The following is an 18,623-nucleotide window of genomic DNA, read 5'->3' as shown; positions in this document are numbered from 1 at the left end:
GCCATGGCGACAGCACCAGGTGATTCCGCACCGCCGCGAACCGGGCCGGGGCCCCTCCCCGGCGACCCGACGACCTTCCCCGGCGACCCGGCACCCTTCTCCGGCGACCCGACACGCCTCTCCGGCAGCCCGACGACCCTTTCCGGCGGCCCGGCCACCCTCGACGACGCCCCGGCGGCCCGTCCCCCGGGCGGCGGCGGCACGCCGGGGACGGCCGGGCGCCGCGGGGCGGCCGGTGGGCTGCTGGGCCGGCTGCGCCGTGCCGCCGTCGACGTCCGGCCGCTCGCCGTGCCGGCCTACCGACGCGTCCTGGCCGGTCAGGGCGCGTCGCTGGTGGGGACGATGGTGACCCAGGTGACCATCCCGGTGCAGATCTACGCGCTGTCGCACTCGTCGCTGTACGTGGGGCTGGCCGGGCTCGCCGGGTTCGTGCCCATCGTCGTCCTCGGCCTCTACGGCGGCGCGATCGCCGACGTGGTGGACCGGCGGCTGCTGTGCCTGTGGTCGTCACTGGTGACCTGGGCGGTGACCCTCGCTCTGCTCGTCCAGACGCTGCTGGGCGTCCGGTCGGTGGGCCTCATCCTCGCGCTGGTCGCCGTGCAGGCGGGCGGCTCCGCCATATCCTCGTCCACGCTCGGCGCGATCATCCCGCGCATCGTGCCGTCCGGCCTGGTGCCGGCCGCCAACACGCTGAGCTTCACCGTCGGCAACATCGGATCGGTCCTCGGACCGCTGGCCGCCGGGGTGCTCGTCGGGCTCCCGCACGGGTACGCCCTCGCCTACGGGGTGGACGCCGTGCTGTTCACCGTGTCGCTCTACTCGACGCTGCGGCTGCCTTCCATCCGCCCGGAGAACGCCCCGGCCCGCCGCGGTCTGCTGGCGGTCCTGGACGGGCTGCGGTTCATCAGCGGCAGGCCGGTGCTGCTGATGTCGTTCGGGGTGGACATCGCCGCCATGGTGCTGGCCATGCCGAACGCCCTGTTCCCGCAGGTGGCGGCCACCCGGTTCCACGGCGGGATCGGCTGGCTGTACTCGGCGGTCGCCATCGGGTCGGTGCTGGCGGGACTGTGCAGCGGGTGGATCGGGCGGGTACGCCGCCAGGGTGTGGCGCTCACCGTCGCGGTGGTCGGCTGGGGGGTGGCCATCGCCCTCGCCGGGTTCGCCCGCACGCTGTGGCTCGCCGTCGCCCTGCTCGCACTGGCCGGCGCCGCCGACCTGGTGAGCGCCGTCTACCGCCAGACGATCCTCCAGACCCACGCCCCGGACGAGATGCGCGGCCGCATGCAGGGGATCTTCACCGTGGTCGTCAGCGGCGGCCCCCGGCTCGGCGACCTGCGCGCGGGAGCGATGGCGGCGGCCACCACCGTGGGCATCGCCTGGTCGGGCAGCGCCATGCTCTGCGTCGTCCTCGTCCTGGCCGGCGCGCTGGCGGTACGCCCGTTCCGGACCTACACGGTGAACGCGGCGGGCGGCCGGACGGCGCCGTGAGACGCCCCGCGACGGGGTCGTCCACCCGGCGCGCGGACGGGTGTCGGGGTGTCGGGGTGTCGGGATCGGCGGATCGGGGGCGGCGGGGGCGGGGGCTCGCGGCGGGGGTCGGAGTCGGGGTGCGGCGGGGCGCGGCGGGGCGGGGGCGTCGGGGACCGGGGTCGGCGCGCGGCGGGGGCCGGGGGCGCGCGGCACCGGGCCCGCCCCCGGCCCCCGCCCACGGCGGGTCGCGGGCCGTCAGCCCAGGCGCTCAGCCCAGGCGCTCCCAGGCGAAGGTGGCCGCCATCTCCAGGGGGTTGATCGGGGTGACCATCCGGGGCGCGGTGTTGAGGCCGTTGGGCGGGCCGGACTGCGGCTCGACGCAGACCGCGGCGTCCTGCTCGTCGTAGACCACGACCCACGGGGACGGGCTGGTGACGCGCAGCCGCAGCTCGCCGGGCCAGGTGAGGGTGACGTCGACGCCGTCGGGCATGCCGAAGCAGTCGTCCCAGGGGCCGGGCAGCGGGTCGATGCGCTTGCCGGTCGGCAGGTGGTCGTCGCCGCGCTCCTCCTGCCAGGCGGCGTCGAAGGCCACGGTGACGTTCGCGCCGCCGTCGCCCAGGTTGCGTTTGAACCACGGGTGCCAGCCGGCCTGCGCGGGGAACGAGTCGCCGGGCACGTCGGTGACGGTCTCCACCGCCATCCCCAGCGTCAGCGAGTCCTCGGTCAGCTCGAAGGTCTGCGTCACCCGGCCCGGGTACGGCCACGGGTCGGCGAGGTCGTAGGTGAACGCGGCCGTGCGCTCGGTGCCGCCGGGGGCCTGCCGCCAGACGGTGTCGCGACCGGTGCCGTGGATGGCGTGCGGCGCGGAGTTGATCGGCAACTGGTGCGTGACGGCGCCGTTGCGGAACCTGCCCAGCGCGGTCCGCCCGCACCACGGCACCATCGGGAACGCGCCGTACTTGTCACCCTGACGCAGCAGTTCCCGGCCGCCGACCCGCAGACCGCCGATACGGCAGCCGGCCTGCGGACGAATCGTCAACTCGACGTCACCCGCGGTCAGTCGAACGGGGGAGGACAGGGCGTCGGCCGCCCGGGGGGTCTCGGTCATGCCCCGAATCTACCGGGGCCCGCCCGCCCCCGAAGGACACCGCCCGCCACGATCACCCGGACCACCACGACGCCGGTACGGGGGTCCCAGGCGGGAGCGGGAGCGGGTGGGGGTCGGGTCGTCGGGCGGACGGGTCCGGGTGCCGGATGACCCGAGGCGGGACCGGGTGCCGGACGGAGAGGCGGGACCGGGTGCCGCCGGGGCCCCGCAACGAGGCCGACTCGCCGCACGGCGAACAGCGCGCCGGAGCGGCACCGCTCGCACGGCGAACCCGACGCGGGAACGGACTTTGGTCGGACCGGACGCTGGTCGTACGCGAGCCCGACGCCGGAGCGGAACCACCACCCGACGGACCCCGCCGGAGAAAACCACCGGTCACGCCCGCGAACCACGCCCCGGAAGCCGGACCGACCGCACGGCGAGCCGTCGGAGCAACCGAACCCGCCACCGCGTCCAGCCCCGCCACCGCAGCCGAACCCGCCACGCAGCGCCCCCGCACGGGAACGGAGCCGGACACACATGGCGAACCCGCATCGCGAACCCCCACCGCGAAGCCGCACCGGAAGCCCCGGTCAGCCGCCCGGCGAACCCGGCACCGCAGCCGACCCACCCGCAGGACGACCCCCAGCGCGAGCGCCCACCCGGTGCCCGGCAGACGGACGGTCCCCCGGCCGACCGCCGGAGGCAAGCGGCCTCAGCGGCGTCGGCGCCACGCCCGGCCGACGACCACCGCGCCGGCCAGCAGTGCGGCCGCCGCGGGGGCGGCCCAGCGCAGGGTCTCGCCGGCCGAGCCGGTGTCCGGCGCGGCGACCGGCGCGTAGCGGCCACGGGGCGGGGCGTGGTCGACCTCCTCGGCACTGCGGCCGATCATGGTGCGCCGGGCGTGCGCGGCCTCCGCGGGCGGCTCGTCGCCGGTCTCGTCCTCCAGGCCGGCCACCGTCTCCGGCACGTCGACGCCGACGTCGTCCTCGTCGAGCCCGCCGTCGTCCGCCTCGCCGCCGAAGGCTCCGGTGTCCAGCCGGTCGTCGTCGGCGTCGTCGGCGTCGAGGTCCAGGTCCTCGGCGGCCGGCTCGGTCAGGTCGGCGCCGTCGAGCTCGTCGCGATCGGAGGCGTACCGGTCGTCGAGGGCGTCGGAGGCGTCGAGGTCGGCGCGGCCGGGCGGAACGTTCCCGCCGGAGACGGGGGGCGCGGGCGGCGGCGGGGACTCCTCGACGGGACCGGCGACCGGTTCGGCGTCGAGGTCGGTGGTGAAGTCGTTGACGAAGCGGTCCAGCAGCCTGCGGGCGGCGGCCTCCGCCGTGGCGTCGTCGTACTCGGTGAGCCGTCCGCCGGCCTGGACCGCGCCGGAGAACTCGATCCGGGTGCCCTGGTCCTCCCGTTCCAGGCCGATGACCAGGGCGACCTTCACGACGCCGCCGCCGCGGGCCTCGGTGCCCTCGCCCTCGATCTCGAAACCGCCGTCGCACTCCGCGATCCGCAGGCTTCCCCGGTAGGTGATCGTCGAGCCGCCGATCCGCAGCCGCAGCCGCCCGGCGACCGTCCCCTGCGGTGAGTCGGCGTCCCGCTGCACCGCCGAAACGCACCGCACGACACGGTCCGGCTCGGCCAGAGCCCGCCGCACGACCCCCACCGGAAACGGAACGAACGCCTCATGCTCCATGTTCAACGAGCCTACTCACCCCACCCCCCGCCCGTCAGTGCCCCGACACGCCTGAAACGGCCCGAGCCGCCCGGCCCGGACGCCCGTCCAAGGGCAGCACCGCTGGTCGGCGCCCTCCCCCGGCGCCCCCGCACCGCGCCACGAACCCGCCGCAGACGTGCGGAATGGTGTTCTCCACAGCGGTGGCGAGCACCTCACGGGTCGGCCCAACACGCCCGAACGACCCGGCCCCCGGCCCCCGGCCCGAACGGCTCTCCGCGGCAGCCCCGGCCGCCCACGCCGTACGACGGCAACCACGTCCGCGGAGGCATCGGCACAGGTCGGAGCGCTTCTACGTCCGGGTTCCCGCGCCGGCGGCGTGCTGAGCCTGCGGGGGCCGCGCGGGAAGACGTCGCGCGTGACGATGGCGAGGCCCCCGCTCGGTCGGGTCAGCACCGAAGCCTCAGCACGGGCGCAGCCAGCCCTCTGCCGCTCCTCCGCACACCTGAAGCAGTACACCGGCTCCGCCACCCCAGCCCCGTGGCCCGCCCCCGGCCCCCGCGACCTCGCCCTGCCGAACCATCGGCCGACGCTCCGGCCGTTCGCCCGGTCCGCGCGACGCGTGACGCTGGCGCCGACCGGGACCCTGCTCACCGGCTCCCGCACCTCGACCGGCCACCGCTGACCGGCCAGCGCCGACCACCCACCGCCCCCGCCCGGCGCACCCGCGACGCCAGCGCCCCGGCCCCGCCGACGCAAGCGGTGCGGCCGACAGCGGTCGGAGCGCGCTGGTCACCGTATTCGGCACGCGCTGGCCACCGTGCGCAGCATGTACCGGAGCGGCCCACCCGTACCCGATCGTTCCGCACAGGCTGGCCACCGCACCCTGCACGCACCGGAGCGGCCCACCCGTACCCGATCGTTCCGCACGCGCTGGCCACCGAGCTCAGCTCGCACCGGAGCAGCCCACGCGCACCCGATCACCTCCCGCGCATTCCGCAAACGGCCCGGCGCGATGACGGCCCACGTGGTGTTCCCCGCCAACCCGCACACCCCGCACACTCCCCGGCGGAACAGCACCGCCGCACCGTCACCCCGCCCCCGACGCTTCGCGCCCACCCCGTGAAAAACCCCGCCCTTCCGCAACCACCGTCCCGTTGGAAGGCGTAACCCCCGTGCCTCGGCGCCGACTTCCGCGTCACCCTCAACTGCCTTCGCCCACCCGCCCGTTCACCGCGTACAAGACAGACCGTCGACCGAGTCGGCGACCCCGACGAGGCAGCCGCCCACCGTGCACCTCGCCACGCCCCCGCGCCTCCCGCGTCACCGGCCACGCCCCTCCTCCGCCAGCAACTGCCCCCGCGGCCCCTCACCGTCAACGCCCTCCACCGCCAAACGCCCCCACCGCCAACGACCACGCCCCTCACCCCCCGAACCGCGGCCTCAGCAGCGTCGAGGGCGGCACCCCGGACGGCGAGCGGACGGTGACCGGCCGTACCCCCGCCGTCGCGGATGCGGGAAGCGCCGGGGGGCGTTCCCCCGCCAGGACGAAGCCGTCCGGGCCGGCGCGGTAGGGCAGCGTTCTCAGTCCGGCCGCGCGCAGGCCGGCGTCGATCGTCCACAGGGTGGGGCCGGGCGGACCGGCGGCCACGGCGACGCGGGCGGTGGGCGGCAGGGTGCGGCGCAGCAGGCCGTAGAACTCCTCGCAGTACGCGTCGGGGTCGAGTACCGGGGCGGGCAGGTCGGCGATCACCACGTCGTAGCGGGCGCCGGGTTCGGCGGTGCGCAGCCAGTCGAAGGGGTCGGACCGCCGCACCCGGACCCGGGGGTCGGCGAAGGCGTGGCCGTTGAGCGCGGTGAGGTCGGGGTCGGTGCGGGCGGCGCGCAGCAGACCGGTGTCGGGGCCGACGACGGTGACCGACGCGACGCCGGGGAAGGCCAGCAGCCGGTGCAGGGTGAGGCCGTCGCCGCCGCCGAGCAGCAGCACGCGGCGGTGCGGTCCGGCGGACATCGCGGGGTCGGTCAGCGCGGCGGGCAGGGCGGAGCCGGCCCGGGCGATCTGGTGGCCGCCGACGAAGACCCGCAGCGGCCGGCCGGGCGTGCCGCCGGTCAGGGCGACCTCCTGCGCGCCGGTGCCGCCGGCCGGCCGGGCCCCGGCGCCGTACAGCGCGTCGCGGGCGGCCCGTTCGAAGGTACCGGCGCAGGCCGCGGCCGTCGCGAGCACGGCGAGCACCAGCAGGTTGGCGACCAGCAGCAGGCAGCGGGAGCGGGCGGTCAGGTCGCGGTGGAACAGGCCGAGCACCATGGCGCCGCCGGCCACCGCGTTGACCGCGCCGGTGACCAGGGCGCCCGCCAACTGCCCCAGGCAGGGCAGCAGCAGGAACGGGAAGGCCAGCCCGCCGGCCAGCGCGCCGACGTAGTCCGCGGCGAACAGGTCGGCGACCGCGCCGCCGGCGTCCTGCCGGCGCACCCGCTGGATCAGGGTCATCAGCAGGGGTATCTCGGCGCCGGTGAGCACCCCGATGGCGAAGGCGAACGCGGCGGGGGCGGCCGGGGACGGCCCGAGCCAGGCGAAGCAGGCGTAGAGCGCCATCGCGGAGAGCCCGCCGGTGAGCGCCAGGGCGGCCTCGGTCAGCGCGAAGCCGAGCGCCGCCCGGCGGCGCAGCCCCTTGGCCAGCAACGAGCCGACGCCCATGGCGAAGACCATGACGGACAGCACCACGGACGCCTCGGTGACCGACGAGGTACCGGCCAGGTAGGAGGCGAGGGCGACGAGTTCGAGTTCGTAGACCAGCCCGCAGGCCGCGCACACGAAGACCGCGGCGAGCACCAGCGCACGACCCAGCCGCGCCGGTACCGGCAGCCTGACCGGTACGGCGCCCCGCGCGATCAGTACGTGGTCGACCATGCCCTCACGCTACGTCACTTCCTGTGGCCAGACGATCACCCGCAGGTGGCATATGACGGCATTCGGGGGCGCGTTCAGGCAGACACGCACACCCGCACGCCCCCCCACGCGCGCCGGTCCCACCACGCCGGTCCAGCCACGTCGGCCCATGCGCACCGGTCCCGCCACGCCGACCCCTGCACGCCGCCGCCGGCACATCCGCCTCAACGCCGCCCCGCGCCAACGCCGAACACCTCACGCGCGCCGACCACCACATCGGCCCGGCAGCCGCACCGCCAAAGCCCCGCACCGCGCCCCCGAAGCCCGCACCGCCAAAGCCCCGCACCGCGCCCCCGAAGCCCGCACCGCACCCACGCACCCCCGAAGCCCCGCACCCCAAAACCCCGCCCCGCACCACCCGCACCCGTACCAAAAACCCCTCACACCAGACCCGACACCCGCGACCGGGTCGCGACCAGGCGTCCTTCCTGCGGGTAGGCGTGCCAGGTGCGCCACGCCACCTCGCCGGGGCCGCCGTCGTCGCCGTCCGGACCGCGGTGCACGAGCAGGGCGGTGAACGCGTTGGGGTCGCCGGGGAAGCGGCCGGCCAGGCCGTTGGGGTGGTCGGCGACCACCGCCAGCAACTCCTGGGCGCGGCTGGCGAAGGCGTCCGGCGGCAGCGTCTCCACCCGGGCGGCGAACTCGTAGTCCCAGTCGCCGACGCGTTCGGCGACGCCGAGCGGCAGCGGGGTGCGGCGGCCGGGCAGGCAGGCGACGGTCTCCGAGCAGGCGCCGGCACCCGCCGACAGCAGGATCTGGTGCGAGGCGCCGAGCAGGCGCATCTGCACGCGGGCCCGCGCCGGGCGCGAACCACCGTCCGCGGACGGCAGTTCGAGGTCGAGGTCGACGACGGCCAGCGCGGGCAGCGGCTCGGTGCCCAGGCTCCAGGCCAGGTCTCCGGCGCGGGTGTCGGTGTAGGCGGTCTGGAGTGTGGTGAGCATGGGTCGGCTCCGCTGGCACGAAGTGCGGTGGTCTGAACGGGGCGGCCCCGTGCGGCGGTCCCGCCGCGGTCGGCGCCGGCGGTCCACGCCGCGAGGACCCGGGGGAACTTCCACCGGCGCGAAACGTCAACGGGGAGTCTGGATATACGGAATCATGAAATACGCCGCACCCCCAGCGTTTTTACCCATTCATACCCGCATTACATCCCCACGGGCCCTGTCCGGTTCAGGTGTTCGGCTCGGGCGCCCGCGACTCCCGCTCGTGAGCGGGCAGTCGGCGGCACCGCACCCCTCACCTCGGGTGCGGTGCCGCTGTCGCCGTCTCAGTGGTGCCCGCCGCCGGAGAAGCCGCCACCACCGCCGTGGTGACCGCCGGAGAAGCCACCGCCGCCGTGGTGGCCGCCGCCGGTGTGGTGGTGGCCGTGGTGCTGGTCGCCGGCGGCGGCGCCACCCGCCAGGTAGGAGGTGTCGTTGCGGCGGGACAGGTCGCCGCGGCCCCCGCGGCGGCGCACCGCGTTGCTCACGACGCCGACCACTACTACGAGGAGGACGGCGATGACGATGACGGCCATGGTGCGTTCCTTTCGTCGGTCCGTACGGAATCACGCCGCAGGCGGTCCGTCCGGTTCCCTTCCCCTGCCCACCTTGTGCCGGAGAATCCTCGGCCCGCCACGTGTGGGGAGGTCCCCGGCCCCCCACGTGCGGGGGACCTCCTTGTCCGTCGCGTTCTTGAGGAAGCCGGGGGCAGGCCGCAGGATGGACGCATGACGATCAAGCGCGCGCAGCGTCCCCTGCTGAACCGGCGGCTGGACGGCTTCGGGACCACGATCTTCGCCGAGATGTCCGCGCTGGCCGCGGCCACCGGATCGATCAATCTCGGCCAGGGCTTCCCCGACACCGACGGCCCCGAGGAGGTCCGGGAGGCAGCGGTGCGGGCGCTGCGCGACGGCCGGGGCAACCAGTACCCGCCGGGGCCGGGCGTTCCGGAGCTGCGGCAGGCGATCGCCGCGCACCAGGCGGCGTTCCACGGGCTGACCGTCGACCCGGACCGCGAGGTGCTGGTGACGGCCGGCGCCACCGAGGCGATCGCGGCGGCGCTGCTGGCCCTGGTCGAACCCGGTGACGAGGTCATCGCGCTGGAGCCGTACTACGACTCCTACGCGGCCGGCATCGCGATGGCCGGCGGCACCCGGGTGCCGGTGACGCTGCGGCCGGACGGCGACCGGTTCGTCCTGGACCTGGACGAGCTGCGCGCCGCCGTCACCGGCCGCACCCGGCTGATCCTGCTCAACACCCCGCACAACCCCACCGGCACGGTGCTGTCCCGCGCGGAGCTGGCCGCCATCGCCGAACTGGCCGTCGAACGCGACCTGCTGGTGGTCACCGACGAGGTCTACGAACACCTGGTCTTCGACGGCGAACACCTGCCGCTGGCCGCCTTCCCCGGCATGCGCGAGCGCACGGTCACCATCTCCTCGGCCGGCAAGACCTTCTCCTTCACCGGCTGGAAGGTCGGCTGGGTCACCGGCACGCCCGAACTCGTCGACGCGGTGCGTACCGCCAAGCAGTTCCTGACCTACGTCTCCGCCGGGCCGTTCCAGTACGCGGTGGCCGAGGCGCTGCGGTTGCCGGCCGCCTACTTCACCGGGCTGGCCGACGACCTGCGGGCCAAGCGCGACCTGCTGTCCGCCGGGCTCGCCGAGGCCGGTTTCCGGGTCTTCCGCCCGGCCGGCACCTACTTCGTCACCACCGACATCACCCCGCTCGGCGGCACCGACGGCTTCGCGTTCTGCCGCGAACTGCCGGGCCGCGCCGGGGTCGTCGCGGTGCCCAACGCCGTCTTCTACGACGACCGCGCGGCCGGCGCGCCGTACGTGCGGTGGGCGTTCTGCAAGAAGCTGGACGTGCTCGCCGAGGCGGTCTCCCGGCTGAAGAACCTGTAGCCCGGCTCAGGACCGCGTGGACGCGCGGGAGCCCGGCACCGCACCGGTGCCGGACTCCCGCGTGCGTACGCCGGGTCAGGCCTGCTCGGGCCCGCCGTCGGACTCGCCGGGCCCGGCGCTGCCGGACTCGGCGTCCTTCTCCAGGCCCAGCTGGTCGATGACCCACTTGTCGAAGTCGATCGAGGCCCGCACCCAGCTGACCGTGCTGGAGACGAAGTGCTCCAGGCCCACGCCGAGGCCCAGCAGCATCTGCGCCTCGCCGATCAGCCGGACCGCGCCGTCCTCCTGGGTGTGGGTGTACACCTTCGGCCACAGCGTCTGGCGGTTCCAGCCGTCGATGACCTCCAGCAGCTTCGGCTTCTCGTCCAGCGGATAGGTCCGGTCGTAGAACGTGCGGACCGCGTAGACCTCCTGCTCGTCCTCGCCGCGGAACATGAAGTACGTGCGGAACGTCTCCCAGGGCGCCGCGAGGTCACCCTCGTCGTCGACGACGTGCTTGAGCTCCATCTGGTCCAGCAACTGCTTGACGATTTCCTGGTCGGGACGGATCACACCTCCACCGGGCGGACCGGCCGGAGGTTCGTTGTCCGGCTTGCCACCGAAGTTCGGAATAGAGGACGGGTCGATGCTCACCGCGGGTTCCCTTCATACGGAATTCCTGCATCCTCCCGCATCGGCGCGGGGGCTTGGCAACCCCGGCCGGCCTCGGCCGGGGGTCACCGTACGGGCGCCGTCCCGCGTCGCTGCACGGCCGGGGGTCCCGTGGTCCGGGGCCCTCACCGGACGGGCGCCACCTCCAAGTGTCCCTCACTGTCCCCGTCGGCCCGCGAGACGCGGACCGTGTCGCCGTCGCGCACCTCGCCGGACAGGATCGACCGGGCCAGCCGGTCGCCGATCGCGGTCTGCACCAGGCGGCGCAGCGGCCGTGCGCCGTACGCCGGGTCGTTGCCCTCGTGGGCCAGCCAGGCCAGCGCCTCGTCGGTGATCTCCAGCTCCAGGCGGCGGTCGCGCAACCGGTCGCGCAGCCGGCCGATCTGCAGGCCGGCGATCCGCTTCAGCTCCGGCTCCAGCAGCGCGCCGAAGACCACCACGTCGTCGAGACGGTTGAGGAACTCCGGCTTGAAGGCCTGCCGGACGGTGTTCAGCACGCCCTCCCGCTTGGCCTCGTCCGTCAGCTCGGGGTTGACCAGGTACTGCGATCCGAGGTTGGAGGTGAGGATGAGGATGGTGTTGCGGAAGTCGACCGTGCGGCCCTGCCCGTCGGTCAGCCGGCCGTCGTCGAGCACCTGGAGCAGCACGTCGAAGACCTCGGGGTGGGCCTTTTCCACCTCGTCCAGCAGCACCACGGTGTACGGGCGGCGGCGCACCGCCTCGGTGAGCTGGCCGCCCTCCTCGTAGCCGATGTATCCGGGCGGGGCGCCGACCAGCCGGGCGACGGAGTGCTTCTCGCCGTACTCGCTCATGTCGATGCGGACCATGGCGCGCTCGTCGTCGAACAGGAAGTCGGCGAGCGCCTTGGCCAGCTCGGTCTTGCCGACGCCGGTGGGGCCGAGGAAGAGGAACGATCCGGTGGGCCGGTCCGGGTCGGCGATGCCGCTGCGCGAGCGGCGCACCGCGTCGGAGACGGCGGCGACCGCCTCGCGCTGGCCGATCAGCCGGCGCCCCAGTTCGTCCTCCATGCGCAGCAGCTTGCGGGTCTCGCCCTCCAGCATGCGGCCGGCCGGGATGCCGGTCCAGGCGGCGACCACCTCGGCGATGTCGTCGGCGGTGACCTCCTCGCCGACCATGCCCTCCAGCGCCCGCTGGGCCTCGATGGCCTCGGCCAGCGCCTTCTCGGCGGCCGGGATCTCCTCGGTGCGGATACGGCCCGGGGTGACCCAGTCGCCGGTCTCCGGCGCCTTCAGCTCGGCGCGCTGGTAGTCGCTCTCCAGCTCGTCCAGCCGCTTCTTCAGCTCACCGACCCGGTTGTGGACCTCGCGTTCCTTGTTCCACCGCGCGGTCAGGCCGCGCAGCTCCTCGTCCTTCTCCTCCCGGCCGCGGCGCAGCGCCTCCAGGCGTTCGCGGGCGTCCGGGGCCAGGGCCTGTTCGGCCTCGTCGCGGTCCTTGGCCTTCTTGAGCTTCTTCTCCTTCACCCCGGAGGTCGCCAGCAGCGACTCCTCCTCCATCCGCAGCCGGTCGACGGCGCGCTGGAGTTCGTCGATCTCCACCGGTGAGGAGTCGATCTCCATGTGCAGCCGGGAGGCGGCCTCGTCGACCAGGTCGATCGCCTTGTCGGGCAGGAAGCGGGAGGTGATGTACCGGTGCGAGAGGTTGGCGGCGGCCACCAGCGCGGAGTCGGCGATGCGGACCTCGTGGTGGGCCTCGTAGCGCGGCTTGAGCCCGCGCAGGATCGCGACGGTGTCGGAGACCGACGGCTCGGCCACCAGCACCTGCTGGAAGCGGCGTTCCAGGGCCGGGTCCTTCTCGATCCGCTCGCGGTACTCGTCCAGCGTGGTGGCGCCGACCATCCGCAGTTCGCCGCGGGCCAGCATCGGCTTGAGCATGTTGCCGGCGTCCATCGCCGAGTCGCCGCCGGCGCCCGCGCCGACCACGGTGTGCAGCTCGTCGATGAACGTGATGATCCGGCCGTCGCTCTCCTTGATCTCGGCGAGCACCGCCTTGAGGCGTTCCTCGAACTCGCCGCGGTACTTCGCGCCGGCCACCATCGCGCCCAGGTCCAGCGCGACCAGCCGCTTGTCCTTCAGCGAGCCGGGCACGTCGCCCTTGACGATGCGCTGGGCCAGCCCCTCGACGACGGCGGTCTTGCCGACGCCGGGCTCGCCGATGAGCACCGGGTTGTTCTTGGTGCGGCGGGAGAGCACCTGCACGACGCGGCGGATCTCGTTGTCCCGGCCGATCACCGGGTCGAGCTTGCCCTCGCGGGCGATGGCGGTGAAGTCGGTGCCGTACTTCTCCAGCGCCTTGTAGGTGGCCTCGGGGTCGGGAGTGGTCACGCGTGTGCCTCCGCGGGCGGTCTCGAAGGCGTCCAGCAGCGCGGTGGCCGTGGCGCCCTGGCGTTCCAGGGTCTGGGCGACCGTACCGCCCTTGGCGGCCAGGCCGATCAGCAGATGTTCGGTGGAGACGTAGGCGTCGCCCAGCTCCTTCGCCCGCTCCGCCGCGTCCGCGATCACCGCCAGCAGCTCGCGGGAGGCCTGCGGCGGCGCGACGGTGGCGCCCTGCACGGTCGGCAGCACGGCGATCTGCGCCTCGGCGGCCTTCAGCAGCGCCCCGGGGTCGGCGCCGACCGCGATCAGCAGGTCCTTGAGGTTGTCGTTGTCGGCGGCGTCCAGGAGGGCGGCCAGCAGGTGCGCGGGCGTCAGGTCGGCGTGCCCCGCCGTCACCGCGCGGTTGTTCGCACCGCTCACGGCCTCCTGGCTCTTGTTGGTCAGCTCTGCGTTCACGGGGACGCGGACCTCCTCCTGGGTGACACCGTCTGTCTCCTGCCGAGTACAGCATAAGACAAGTTGAGCCTATTCCGCTCAACTCAGGGATTCGTCCGGCCGGGGTCGTCCACGCGGAACGGCGCCGCCCGCCGGGTGCCCCGTTCGGACGTGGGACGCGGTACCCCCGCGATACGTTGCCGTCATGGCCTTCGACCCCCGTACCCCGAGTCCGGACTTCCTCGCGTTCTGGCGGGAGCCGCACTACGCGACGCTGACCACCGTCCGCCCCGACGGCACCCCGCACGTCGTACCGGTGGGCGTGACGTACGACCCGCCGGCGGGGCTGGCCCGGGTGACGGCGCGCGACGGCAGCCTGAAGGTGCGCAACGTGCTCACCGCCGGCGACGCGGGCGCGCCGGTGGCCGTCTGCCAGGTGGACGGCGGCCGCTGGGCCACGCTGGAGGGCCGCGCGACGGTCTCGCGGGTCCCCGGCCGGATCGCCGAGGCGGTGCGCCGGTACGAGGAGCGGTACGGCCGCGAGGTGCGCGAGGACCCCGAGCGCGTCGTCATCGAGATCGCGCTGACCCGCGCGAAGGGTTCGCCCCAGCTGCTGGGCTGACCGGCGGGCCGCCAACGGCGACGGCCCCGCCTCCGGTGGGAGGCGGGGCCGTTCGACGGCTCGTGGCGCACGTCAGGTCACGGCGTGCGCCGGGGAGTGGGACGCCAGACCACCAGCGCGGACGTCTGCTGGACGTCCTCGTAGCGGACCAGGTCGCGGCGGTAGGAGGCGTGGACGGCCGCCTCGCGCTGCCGCAGGGTGGCCGCGGCGCCCTCCAGACCGGCCTGGAGCTCGGCGACCCGCGCCTGGAGCGCCGCCACCTGGTTCTCCAGCTCGATGATCCGCTTGATCCCGGCGAGGTTGATGCCCTCGTCCTGGCTCAGCTGCTGGACCTGGCGCAGCAGGTCGATGTCCCGCGCCGAGTACCGGCGGCCGCGGCCGGCGGTACGGTCCGGCGATACCAGGCCCAGCCGGTCGTACTGCCGCAGGGTCTGCGGATGCAGCCCGGACAGCTGCGCCGCGACCGAGATGACGTACACCGGTGATTCTTCGGTCAGTTCATACGGATTACGGCGTGCTCCCCGGCCGTCCATCCTCATGCTCCCTTCGCGGCCTTGAACAGCTCCGCCCGCGGATCGGCGTCCGCGGTGGCCTTGCGATACGACTCCAGCGCGTCGAGCGCCTCGCCCTCCGACTCGGCCGGCACCGTCACCTCGACGGTGACGAGCAGGTCGCCGCGGGAACCGTCCTTACGGGCGGCGCCCTTGCCGCGGGCGCGCAGGGTACGGCCGTTGGGAGTGCCCGGCGGCAGCTTGAGCGTGACCGGCGGCCCGCCCAGGGTGGGCACCTTGATGTCGCCGCCGAGGGCCGCCTCCGGGAACGTCACCGGCACGGTGACCGTGAGGTTGTCCCCCTTGCGGCCGAAGACCGGGTGGCTGTGCACGTGGACCACGACGTACAGGTCGCCGTTGGGCCCGCCGCGCTCGCCCGGAGCGCCCTTGCCGCGCAGCCGGATGCGCTGCCCGTCGCTGACGCCCGCCGGGATGCGGACCTGCATGGTGCGGGAGCTGGCGGCGCGGCCGCTGCCCTTGCACACGTCGCAGGGGTCCTGGGCGATCATGCCGCGGCCCTTGCAGTCCACGCACGGGTCGGTCAGCGAGAAGCCGCCGCCCCCGCCGCGCGAGACCTGCCCGGTGCCGACGCAGGTCGGGCACACCCGCGGGGTGCCGTTCTTGTCGCCGGTGCCCGCGCACGCCTTGCAGGGTGCGGAGGAGGACATCCGCAACGGCACGGTGGCGCCGTCGACCGCCTCGGTGAAGCTCAGCGTCACCTCGGACTCGATGTCCTGGCCGCGCCGCGGCTGGGTCCGGGTGGTGCCGCCGCGGTTGAACAGCCCGCCGAAGACGTCGCCGAGCCCGCCGCCGAAGCCGCCGCCCGCGCCGCCACCGCCGGGGGAGCCCCCGGGCTGGCCGGGGGCGCCGCCGCCGAACAGGTCGCCGAGGTCGAAGTTGAAGCCGCCCGGACCGCCGGCGCCGCCGGGGGTGCGGAACCCGCCGCTGCCGAACAGGGTCCGCGCCTCGTCGTACTCCTTGCGGCGCTTGGGGTCCGACAGCACGTCGTTGGCCTCGGAGATCTCCTTGAAGCGCTCCTCGGCCTTGACGTCACCCTTGTTGGCGTCCGGGTGGTACTCGCGGGCGAGCTTGCGGTACGACTTCTTGATCTCGGCCACGGTGGCGTCCTTGGGGACGCCGAGGACCTTGTAGTAGTCCTTCTCCACGTAGTCCTTGGTGTTCACCTTCGGCGTCCCTCCTCCCGTACGAATACCGGGATCCGTGGTACGGGTACCACGGACCCGGTGCCGTCGATCACGTCAGCCCTCACGTCGTTCGGGCTTCCTGCTCCGCGGGGCGTCAGCCCTCGTCCGGGCCACCGCTCTCCTCGTCCGCCACGTCCTCGTCGGCCCGGCCCTGCGCGCCCGGCTGCGGTTCGGCGACGGCCACCCGCGCGGGGCGGATGGTGCGTTCGCCGATCCGATACCCAGGCTGGAGGATGCTCACGCACGTGGTCTCGGTGACCTCGGGCGAGTAACTGTGCATCAGGGCCTCGTGCACCAGCGGGTCGAAGGGCTCGCCCTCCTTGCCGAACTGCTGGAGACCGAGCTTGGCGGCCACCGACTCCACCGACTCGCCGACCGACTTGAAGCCGCCGACCAGCTCGCCGTGTTCACGCGCCCGGCCGATGTCGTCGAGCACCGGGAGCAGCTCGGTGAGCAGCCCGGCGACGGCGATCTCCTTGACGGCGATCCGGTCGCGGTCCACCCGGCGGCGGTAGTTCTGGTACTCCGCCTGGACACGCTGCAGGTCGGCGGTGCGCTCGGCCAGCTGGGTGCGGGCGGTCTCCGCCTCCTTGCGGGCGGCGCCGTCGCCGGCGTTGCCCGCGTCCCCGGCCGGGGCACCCGGGCCCGCCTGATCGGCGGACCCGGAACCCTGCTCGGCGGACCGGTCGGTCTCGTCGACGGGGACGTCAGCGGACTCCGAGAAGCCCTGCGACTCCTCCGTCACGCCGCACCACCCTCACGCTTGTCCTCGTCGACGATCTCGGCGTCCACCACGTCGTCGGCGTCGTCCTTGGACATGTTCACGTGCTCGCCGTCCTCGCCCGCGCCCTCGGCACCGGGGTTGTCCGACTGGGCGTTGGCGTACATGGCCTGGCCGAGCTTCTGGCTGGTGGCGGCGACCTTCTCGGTCGCCTCGCGGATCGCGGCGATGTCCTCGCCCTTGAGCTTGTCCTGGAGCTCGGTGACCGCGGCCTCGACCTCGGTCTTGATCTCGCCGGGGACCTTGTCCTCGTTGTCCTTGAGGAACTTCTCCGTCTGGTAGACCAGCTGCTCGGCCTGGTTGCGGGTCTCGGCGGCCTCGCGGCGCTTGTGGTCCTCGTCCGCGTACTGCTCGGCCTCGCGCATCATGCGGTCGATGTCGTCCTTCGGCAGCGCGGAGCCGCCGGTGACGGTCATCCGCTGCTCCTTGCCGGTGCCGAGGTCCTTGGCGGCCACGTGCATGATGCCGTTGGCGTCGATGTCGAAGGTGACCTCGACCTGCGGCACGCCGCGCGGGGCCGGCGGCAGGCCGGTCAGCTCGAACATGCCGAGCTTCTTGTTGTACGCCGCGATCTCGCGCTCGCCCTGGTAGACCTGGATCTGCACCGACGGCTGGTTGTCCTCGGCCGTGGTGAAGATCTCCGAACGCTTCGTCGGGATCGTGGTGTTGCGCTCGATGAGCTTGGTCATGATGCCGCCCTTGGTCTCGATGCCCAGGGACAGCGGGGTGACGTCCAGCAGCAGGACGTCCTTGACCTCACCCTTGAGGACACCGGCCTGGAGCGAGGCACCGATGGCGACGACCTCGTCCGGGTTGACGCCCTTGTTGGCGTCCTTGCCGCCGGTCAGCTCGCGCACCAGCTCGGCCACGGCCGGCATCCGGGTCGAACCGCCGACCAGCACCACGTGGTCGATCTCGGCGAGCTGGATGCCCGCGTCCTTGATCACGTTCTGGAACGGGGTCTTGCAGCGGTCCAGCAGGTCACGGGTGAGCTGCTGGAACTGCGCCCGGGTGAGCTTCTCGTCCAGGTGCAGCGGGCCCTCGGCGGAGGCCGTGATGTAGGGCAGGTTGATGCTCGTCTCGGTGGACGACGACAGCTCGATCTTGGCCTTCTCCGCCGCCTCACGCAGGCGCTGGAGGGCCATCTTGTCCTTGGACAGGTCCACCCCGTGGCCGGAGTGGAACTGCTTGACCAGGAAGTCCACGACGCGCTGGTCCCAGTCGTCACCACCGAGGTGGTTGTCACCGTTGGTCGCCTTGACCTCGACCACGCCGTCGCCGATCTCCAGCAGCGACACGTCGAAGGTGCCGCCGCCGAGGTCGAAGACCAGGATGGTCTGGTCGTCCTTGTCCAGGCCGTACGCCAGCGCGGCGGCGGTCGGCTCGTTGACGATGCGCAGGACGTTCAGACCGGCGATCTCGCCGGCCTCCTTGGTGGCCTGGCGCTCGGAGTCGTTGAAGTACGCCGGGACGGTGATGACCGCGTCGGCCACCTTCTCGCCCAGGTACGACTCGGCGTCGCGCTTCAGCTTCTGCAGGATGAACGCGGAGATCTGCTGCGGCGTGAAGTCCTTGCCGTCGACGCCGATCTTCCAGTCCGTGCCCATGTGACGCTTGACGGAGCGAATGGTCCGCTCGACGTTCGTCACCGCCTGGCGCTTGGCCACCTCGCCGACCAGCACCTCGCCGTTCTTGGCGAAGGCGACGACGGACGGCGTGGTCCTGGCGCCCTCGGCGTTGGTGATGACGGTGGGCTCACCGCCTTCGAGAACACAGACGACGGAGTTCGTCGTACCCAGGTCGATGCCGACCGCACGTGCCATGGTGGAATCCTCCAGCTGACTTGAGTGGAACTGACTCAAGAGTGCCTGAGCGCCTTCTCGATGTCAACCAACATGAGCGGGCATGACTCAAGTCTCCTGTGCGTAAGGAACGCATAAGGCGGCGGAGCGCGCGCCGACGGCCGCGCCGGACCTCCGCCGGACCCCGCCAGGACC

13 protein-coding genes and 2 pseudogenes are annotated in these 18,623 nt (G+C 73.6%); 3 read left to right on the top strand and 12 right to left on the bottom strand.

The genetic code is table 11. The features are described 5' to 3' along the window. Positions 1 to 3: 3 nt before the first annotated feature. Positions 4 to 1,488, top strand: a complete 1,485-nt coding sequence (locus tag POF43_RS04850) for an MFS transporter (RefSeq protein WP_271325699.1) — start codon at positions 4 to 6, stop codon at positions 1,486 to 1,488. Between the two features lie 250 nt (positions 1,489 to 1,738). On the opposite strand, the gene POF43_RS04845 is transcribed toward POF43_RS04850, so the two are convergent. The 5 genes from POF43_RS04845 to POF43_RS04825 all read right to left on the bottom strand — a co-directional run bounded on the left by POF43_RS04845 (position 1,739) and on the right by POF43_RS04825 (position 8,677). Further along, the gene (locus POF43_RS04845) at positions 1,739 to 2,578 is read right to left on the bottom strand and encodes an aldose epimerase family protein (RefSeq protein WP_271326070.1); all 840 of its coding nucleotides are present in this window, start codon (positions 2,576 to 2,578) and stop codon (positions 1,739 to 1,741) included. A gap of 694 nt (positions 2,579 to 3,272) precedes the next feature. Next, positions 3,273 to 4,238, bottom strand: coding sequence for an SRPBCC family protein (locus POF43_RS04840; RefSeq protein ID WP_271318523.1), 966 nt, complete (start codon positions 4,236 to 4,238; stop codon positions 3,273 to 3,275). A 1,402-nt stretch (positions 4,239 to 5,640) separates the two neighbouring features. Continuing rightward, positions 5,641 to 7,125 (bottom strand): spermine/spermidine synthase domain-containing protein, encoded by a 1,485-nt coding sequence (locus POF43_RS04835; protein WP_271325860.1) that lies wholly within the window; start codon positions 7,123 to 7,125, stop codon positions 5,641 to 5,643. Between the two features lie 419 nt (positions 7,126 to 7,544). Continuing rightward, entirely contained in the window at positions 7,545 to 8,105 is a 561-nt protein-coding gene (locus tag POF43_RS04830; protein ID WP_282704422.1) for a DUF2617 family protein, read from the bottom strand. A gap of 323 nt (positions 8,106 to 8,428) precedes the next feature. Beyond that, positions 8,429 to 8,677 (bottom strand): hypothetical protein, encoded by a 249-nt coding sequence (locus POF43_RS04825; RefSeq protein WP_271314336.1) that lies wholly within the window; start codon positions 8,675 to 8,677, stop codon positions 8,429 to 8,431. 192 nt (positions 8,678 to 8,869) lie between these two features. On the opposite strand from POF43_RS04825, the gene POF43_RS04820 reads away from it, so the two are divergent. Beyond that, the gene (locus tag POF43_RS04820; protein ID WP_271323228.1) at positions 8,870 to 10,048 is read left to right on the top strand and encodes a pyridoxal phosphate-dependent aminotransferase; all 1,179 of its coding nucleotides are present in this window, start codon (positions 8,870 to 8,872) and stop codon (positions 10,046 to 10,048) included. Between the two features lie 75 nt (positions 10,049 to 10,123). On the opposite strand, the gene POF43_RS04815 is transcribed toward POF43_RS04820, so the two are convergent. The 3 genes and pseudogenes from POF43_RS04815 to POF43_RS35085 form a co-directional block, all read right to left on the bottom strand. Beyond that, entirely contained in the window at positions 10,124 to 10,681 is a 558-nt protein-coding gene (locus tag POF43_RS04815) for a type III secretion system chaperone family protein (RefSeq protein ID WP_271314334.1), read from the bottom strand. A gap of 143 nt (positions 10,682 to 10,824) precedes the next feature. Continuing rightward, positions 10,825 to 11,901 (bottom strand): annotated as a pseudogene (locus POF43_RS35090) (AAA family ATPase); the annotation flags it as partial. A gap of 71 nt (positions 11,902 to 11,972) precedes the next feature. Next, positions 11,973 to 13,488 (bottom strand): annotated as a pseudogene (locus tag POF43_RS35085) (Clp protease N-terminal domain-containing protein); the annotation flags it as partial. A gap of 184 nt (positions 13,489 to 13,672) precedes the next feature. Between POF43_RS35085 and POF43_RS04805 the strand changes: the two are divergent. Then, entirely contained in the window at positions 13,673 to 14,089 is a 417-nt protein-coding gene (locus POF43_RS04805) for a pyridoxamine 5'-phosphate oxidase family protein (protein ID WP_271314332.1), read from the top strand. A 77-nt stretch (positions 14,090 to 14,166) separates the two neighbouring features. Here POF43_RS04805 and POF43_RS04800 read toward each other — a convergent pair whose 3' ends face one another. From POF43_RS04800 to dnaK, 4 genes are all read right to left on the bottom strand, one after another. Next, a complete protein-coding gene (locus POF43_RS04800; RefSeq protein ID WP_271314338.1) occupies positions 14,167 to 14,622 on the bottom strand; it encodes a heat shock protein transcriptional repressor HspR in 456 nt (151 codons plus the stop codon). 2 nt (positions 14,623 to 14,624) lie between these two features. After that, positions 14,625 to 15,824 (bottom strand): molecular chaperone DnaJ, encoded by a 1,200-nt coding sequence (gene dnaJ, locus POF43_RS04795; RefSeq protein WP_271314331.1) that lies wholly within the window; start codon positions 15,822 to 15,824, stop codon positions 14,625 to 14,627. 115 nt (positions 15,825 to 15,939) lie between these two features. Then, positions 15,940 to 16,590 carry a nucleotide exchange factor GrpE gene (grpE, locus tag POF43_RS04790; protein ID WP_271323230.1) on the bottom strand — a complete coding sequence of 217 codons (651 nt, stop codon included), beginning with the start codon at positions 16,588 to 16,590 and terminating at the stop codon, positions 15,940 to 15,942. Then, on the bottom strand, positions 16,587 to 18,449 hold the full coding sequence (gene dnaK, locus POF43_RS04785) for a molecular chaperone DnaK (protein ID WP_271314329.1): 1,863 nt from the start codon (positions 18,447 to 18,449) through the stop codon (positions 16,587 to 16,589). The genes grpE and dnaK overlap by 4 nt, the downstream gene beginning before the upstream one ends. Positions 18,450 to 18,623 lie beyond the last annotated feature (174 nt).

Source organism: Streptantibioticus silvisoli, assembly GCF_027947535.2.
Classification (GTDB): Bacteria; Actinomycetota; Actinomycetes; order Streptomycetales; family Streptomycetaceae; genus Streptantibioticus_C; species Streptantibioticus_C silvisoli.
Note: the sequence above shows the minus strand (reverse complement) of the source record. Positions and strands in the feature narration are given on the sequence as shown.

What these genes read in the sequence shown, in the direction of transcription:
- POF43_RS04850 (WP_271325699.1), top strand. Translation starts at nt 4, where the DNA reads ATGGCGACAGCACCAGGTGATTCCGCACCGCCGCGAACCGGGCCGGGG.
- POF43_RS04845 (WP_271326070.1), bottom strand. Translation starts at nt 2,578, where the DNA reads ATGACCGAGACCCCCCGGGCGGCCGACGCCCTGTCCTCCCCCGTTCGA.
- POF43_RS04840 (WP_271318523.1), bottom strand. Translation starts at nt 4,238, where the DNA reads ATGGAGCATGAGGCGTTCGTTCCGTTTCCGGTGGGGGTCGTGCGGCGG.
- POF43_RS04835 (WP_271325860.1), bottom strand. Translation starts at nt 7,125, where the DNA reads ATGGTCGACCACGTACTGATCGCGCGGGGCGCCGTACCGGTCAGGCTG.
- POF43_RS04830 (WP_282704422.1), bottom strand. Translation starts at nt 8,105, where the DNA reads ATGCTCACCACACTCCAGACCGCCTACACCGACACCCGCGCCGGAGAC.
- POF43_RS04825 (WP_271314336.1), bottom strand. Translation starts at nt 8,677, where the DNA reads ATGGCCGTCATCGTCATCGCCGTCCTCCTCGTAGTAGTGGTCGGCGTC.
- POF43_RS04820 (WP_271323228.1), top strand. Translation starts at nt 8,870, where the DNA reads ATGACGATCAAGCGCGCGCAGCGTCCCCTGCTGAACCGGCGGCTGGAC.
- POF43_RS04805 (WP_271314332.1), top strand. Translation starts at nt 13,673, where the DNA reads ATGGCCTTCGACCCCCGTACCCCGAGTCCGGACTTCCTCGCGTTCTGG.
- POF43_RS04800 (WP_271314338.1), bottom strand. Translation starts at nt 14,622, where the DNA reads ATGGACGGCCGGGGAGCACGCCGTAATCCGTATGAACTGACCGAAGAA.
- dnaK (WP_271314329.1), bottom strand. Translation starts at nt 18,449, where the DNA reads ATGGCACGTGCGGTCGGCATCGACCTGGGTACGACGAACTCCGTCGTC.